The following is a 4,951-nucleotide window of genomic DNA, read 5'->3' as shown; positions in this document are numbered from 1 at the left end:
GGCCACCTCCTCGCCGCCCGCGACTACACGGAGGTATCCGGGGGCGAACTGCGACATCTTCCCGGCGCCGACGATCGTCGCCGTGAACGAATGCTACTGCGGGGGCCACGGGCCGCGGCGCCGGGTCCGAGTCGCGGGCGACGCGCGCATACATCTCCTCGGCGAGCGAGAAGACGTCCCGGTGCCGGAACCGTACGGCGGTGCGGTCGGTCACCCCGTGCGCCTCCAGACCCGCCGCGATCTCCAGAGGGTCGACGGCGCGCTCGCAGAGTTCACGATGCCGGTGCATCAGCGCCTTCACGGGGTCCACGGCGCCGCGGCGACCACCGCCGAGGGATGTGTGCGCGCCCCCCGGGTCGCCGACGGAGTCGCCCCCCGGGTCACCCCCGGCGTCCCCGCGTGCACCGCCCGAGCCGTCCCGTACGAGTTCGCTCATCACGCGCCCTCCCCCGCGGACAGCGGAGCTGTGGCGCGCACCGGTGCCCCTGCCGCCCAGCGCGGTTGTCCCGTGGCCATGAGGCGGGCCTCGGTCCACCGGCCGGGTACGTGGGCCTCGGCCGTCACGCCGAACGGCAGGGGGTCTCCCGCGTCGTCCACGACGAGCCGCCGGACCGGGGAACGCGAGACGATCTCCAGGTAAATGCCGTGAAATGCCGTGATGTTCTGCTCGACCGTGAAGAGTTCGAGGGCTCGCGCGCGGGCCGCCGCGCCCAGGCGTGCACGCCGTTCGGGGTCGCGCAGCAGCGCCACGCATGCCTCGGCGAGCGCCCGCGGATTGCGCGGCGGCACCACCAGCCCCGTACCGCCGATGACTTCGACGACCGCGCCGACGTCCGTGGACACGGTGGCGCGGCCGCAGAACATGGCCTCGACCAGGCTGATCGGGAAGCCTTCGACGACGCTCGAGAGGACGACCACGGCGCCGGACGCGTACGCCTCCGCGAGGCTCGGGACCTCCGGGTCGCCGATCTCCTCGAAGGACACCGGGTTGTCGCCGACCGCGTGCACGCCCTCCGCCTCGTCGGGGAAGAGCTGGGCGGCCAGCGCTTTGCAGTGAGCCACGTACAGCGCGCCCTCCGGCCCGTCGGCGGGTGCGCCGACGATCCGCAGCCGGGTCTTCGGTGCCTCCTTGCGGACCTCGGCGAAGGAGTGCAGCAGAGAGATCAGGTCCTTGGCCGGCTCGATGCGTCCGACCCAGACCAGGGTGTCCGGCCCCGCGCATCCGGAGCCGTCGGCCCGCTCGCCCACCTCCGCGAAGCGGGCGGCCTCCATTCCGGGGTAGACGGTGCGCAGTTTGGCGCGGTCGGCGCCGCAGCGCTCCTGCCAGCGGCGCGCGTGGGTGTTGCCGGGCGTGATGAGCGCGGCCCGGCGGTAGACCTCGGCGGCCAGCGCGCCGTGGAAGGCGGCGAGCAGCGCCCGTACCGCGGGGGACTCCTCGGCGGCGCAGGAGGCGAGGTAGTGCGCCCGCAGCTGCACGCCGTACTCCGTGACCAGCAGCGGCACCCCGGCGAAGTGCAGGGCGAGCAGGCCGGGCAGGGCGGCCTCGCCACCGGCCGCCGCGTGGCAGAGGTCGACCGAGCCGAGCCCGTCGTCCTCGTACCAGTCCAGCGAGAGAGGGCGCAGGGCGCGCTCGATGTGAGCGACGACGGACAGCAGGTCGAGCACGCGCGCGGTACGCGCGGCACGCAGTGCGCCGGGCGCACGACAGGCGCGCTCCAGGGCGCGCACGGCCCCTTCGGAGCGCAGCGCCCCGACCAGCCCGCCCTCGTCGCGGGCCAGTTCCGCAAGCCCGTACAGCGCACTGCCGAAACGGTCCGCCTCCACACCGCCGGAGGCCTCCGCACCGCCCGGGGCCTGAGAGCCGTCGAGGATCGCCGGCGCGGCACACACCGTCGCCACCAGCTCCCCGAAGCACTCGGCGAACCGTCGACGCGCCCGTCGCCCGTGTACCACGCCGTCGTCCTCGGCCGTCCACAGCGGAGCCGTCCGCACCCGGCTGACCTGCGGCGGCAGCTGGATCCAGCCCTCGTCCTCCTGCCGCTCGCTGCGGCTGAGCGCGTAGATGTCGAACTCGTGCTGCCCTAGCCCGCGCACGAGCCGGTCGCACCAGAGTCTGGCGTCACCGCTCACATACGGATAGCCACCCTCCGTAAGCAGTCCGATGCGCACCAGTGCACCCCCGATCTCCCTATGGGGAGCCGCCGTTGACCCGGCGGCTCGCAGCGGGAAGAACGTATGCGTACATGGCGGTGGCGCGACGGACGGTTGTCCATCGCGCCACCAAAAGGGGTGAACGGTCGTAACTTTCCCGTGCGGGTCGCGTTCTGTCGCGCTACGAGATCAAGCAGTCACGTTGCATCACACCGTCGTCAGCTGCCTCCGGACCGTCCGTCGCTGTGCCGCGACCTCCGGATCCAGTGCGGGTACAGCGGCCAGCAGCTGCTTGGTGTACGGGTCACGCGGAGACTCGTACACCTCGTCGGCGGGTCCGTACTCGACGATCCGGCCGCGTCGCATCACCGCGACCCGGTCGCTGACCTGGCGGACGACCGCGAGGTCGTGCGCCACGAACACGAGCGCGAGCCCGAGTTCCCGCTGCAGTTCGGCGAGCAGGGCGACCACCTGGGCCTGGGTGGTGACGTCGAGCGCGGAGACCGGCTCGTCGCAGACGATGACGCGTGGGTCGGCGGCGAGCGCCCGGGCGATGCCGACGCGCTGGCGCTGTCCGCCGCTGAACTCGTGCGGGTAACGGTCGTAGTGCGCCGCTTCGAGCCCCACGCGCTCCAGCAGTTCCCGTACGCGCCCCCGGATGCGCCCCTTGTCGTCTTCCCCGCGGGCGCGCAGCGGATCGGCGATCGACTCGCCCACGCTGCGGCGCGGGTTGAGGGAGGAGACGGGGTCCTGGAAGACCATCTGGACGTCCGGGCGCACGCCTCCGCCGGGCTTGATCTCCCCCGCCGTGGGCTCCAGCAGCCCTACGAGCATCCGTCCCAGGGTGGTCTTGCCGCTGCCGCTCTCCCCCACGATCCCGAGGGTCTCGCCCCGGTGGATCGTCAGCGACACATCGTCGACGGCCGCGAACGCCTTCTTCCCGCGCCCGAATTCACGCCGCAGGCCGCTCGCCTCGAGAACGACCTCCTCCGTCGCCTCGGAGCCGGTGCGCGGCACGTCCACGCGGGGCACCGCGCCGAGGAGCTCCTGGGTGTACGTCTGCGCGGGCGCCCCCAGGACGGCACCGACGAGGCCGTGTTCGACGGCCCGCCCGTGCCGCATGACCAGGATCTCGTCGGCACTCTCGGCGGCGACGCCCACGTCGTGCGTGACGAGGAGCAGGCCCATTCCGGTCTCCTCGCGCAGGGTGTGCAGCAGGTCGAGGATCTGGGCCTGGACGGTCACGTCGAGGGCCGTGGTCGGCTCGTCGGCGATCAGCAGGTCGGGTTCGCAGGCCAGCGCCATCGCGATCAGCGCGCGCTGGCGCATTCCGCCGCTGAACTCGTGCGGGCGGGAGCGCGCCCGGCGCGCGGCCCCCGGGATGCCGACGCGGTCGAGCACCTCGACGGCACGCGCGCGTGCGGCGCGCCGGGAAGCCTTCACGTGCGCCCGGTACACCTCGGCGATCTGGTCGCCGACCGCGTAGTACGGGTCGAGGGACGACAGGGGGTCCTGGAAGACCATGGCGGCCTTCCCGCCGCGCAGCCGCCGCAGTTCGGCGTCGGACGCCTCCTGTACGTCGATGCCGGCCACGCCCACCGAGCCGCCGACGTCGGCTCCCGTACCGCGGTGCAGCCCCAGGAGGGCCGAGGCGACCGTGGACTTTCCCGAGCCGGACTCGCCGACCAGCGCCAGGGCGGCGCCCTGCTCCAGGCTGAAGGAGAGGCCGTCCACAGCGCGCAGGGACCCGAACTCGACCGTCAGATCCGTGACGTCCACCAAGCTCATACGAGCACCACCCGTCGGTCGGCCACCGCGTACAGCACGTCCGCGACGGCGTTGGCGATGACCACGAAGAAGCCGATGACCAGGACCATGCCGACGACCACCGGCAGGTCGACGACGTTCACCGCGTGCACCAACTCCTGTCCGATGCCGGGCAGTCCGAAGAGCGTCTCGGTGAGCACCGCGCCGCCGACCGCCGAGCCGACGTTGTTGGCGTTCAGCGCGATGATCGGCGCGAACGCCCCGCGCAGCGCGTGCCGCCCGATGATCGACCGCTCGCCGACGCCGTACGCCCGGAAGGTCCGGATGTGATCCTCGGCGAGGGTCTCCAGCATCGCGGCCCTGGTCAGCCGGGCGAACGCGGCGGCCTCGATGAGGGCGAGGGAGAGCCAGGGCAGCAGCAGGTTCCAGGCCCACTGTTCCGGGTCGTCGGTGAGGCTGACGTACTGCGGGAAGGGCAGCAGTTGCAACTGGCCGCAGACGACGATCATGAGCACCAGGCCGATCACGAAGACCGGCGTGGCGACGCCCGCGAGGGTGATGCCGGTCAGCACACGCTCGGTGAGCCGGCCGCGCCGCCACGCGGAGAGGATGCCGGTGCCGACGCCGAGGATCAGCCACAGCACCATCGCGCCGAACACGAGGGACAGACTGACCGGCAGCTTCGCCAGGATCAGCTGGGTGACCTGGGTGTCGCCCTGGTACGACAGGCCGAGACAGGGCGCCGAGCAGTGCTCCATCGAGGTGCCGGTGGAGAAGTCCTGGCCGACGAGGATGCCCTGCAGGAAGTGCCAGTAGCGCACGTACAGCGGGTCGTCGAGCCTCAACTGCTGGGCGACCTGGTGCACTTGTTCCGGAGAACAGCGCGGGCCGCAGGTGATCTGGGCGACGTTGCCGGGGGTGGCGTAGAAGACGACGTAGACGATCACCGAGATGGCGAGCAGGGTGATCACGGTGCCGACGGCGCGGCGCAGGACGAATCCTCCGAAGCCGCTCATGCCTCGGCCTCCTTCTT

Annotated in this window: 3 protein-coding genes and 1 pseudogene; all 4 read right to left on the bottom strand. The window is 72.2% G+C overall.

Features of this window, described 5'->3' with window-relative positions:
• Positions 1–130: 130 nt before the first annotated feature.
• Positions 131–436: pseudogene (locus tag ABZ656_RS41565) on the bottom strand (hypothetical protein); the annotation flags it as partial.
• Entirely contained in the window at positions 436–2,169 is a 1,734-nt protein-coding gene (locus ABZ656_RS41560; protein ID WP_101400529.1) for a DUF3492 domain-containing protein, read from the bottom strand. The pseudogene ABZ656_RS41565 and the gene ABZ656_RS41560, both read right to left, overlap by 1 nt.
• Positions 2,170–2,358: 189 nt before the next feature.
• Entirely contained in the window at positions 2,359–3,939 is a 1,581-nt protein-coding gene (locus ABZ656_RS41555; RefSeq protein ID WP_101400528.1) for an ABC transporter ATP-binding protein, read from the bottom strand.
• Positions 3,936–4,934, bottom strand: a complete 999-nt coding sequence (locus ABZ656_RS41550) for an ABC transporter permease (RefSeq protein ID WP_101400527.1) — start codon at positions 4,932–4,934, stop codon at positions 3,936–3,938. Before ABZ656_RS41550 ends, ABZ656_RS41555 begins: the two co-directional genes overlap by 4 nt.
• Positions 4,935–4,951: the final 17 nt, after the last annotated feature.

This window comes from Streptomyces sp. NPDC007095, assembly GCF_040634475.1.
Lineage (GTDB): Bacteria > Actinomycetota > Actinomycetes > Streptomycetales > Streptomycetaceae > Streptomyces.
The sequence above is the reverse complement of the archived record's forward strand: the minus strand, read 5'-3'. Positions and strand labels throughout refer to the sequence as shown.

Coding starts and splice junctions, on each gene's coding strand:
- ABZ656_RS41555 (WP_101400528.1), bottom strand. CDS start 3,939: ATGAGCTTGGTGGACGTCACGGATCTGACGGTCGAGTTCGGGTCCCTG.
- ABZ656_RS41550 (WP_101400527.1), bottom strand. CDS start 4,934: ATGAGCGGCTTCGGAGGATTCGTCCTGCGCCGCGCCGTCGGCACCGTG.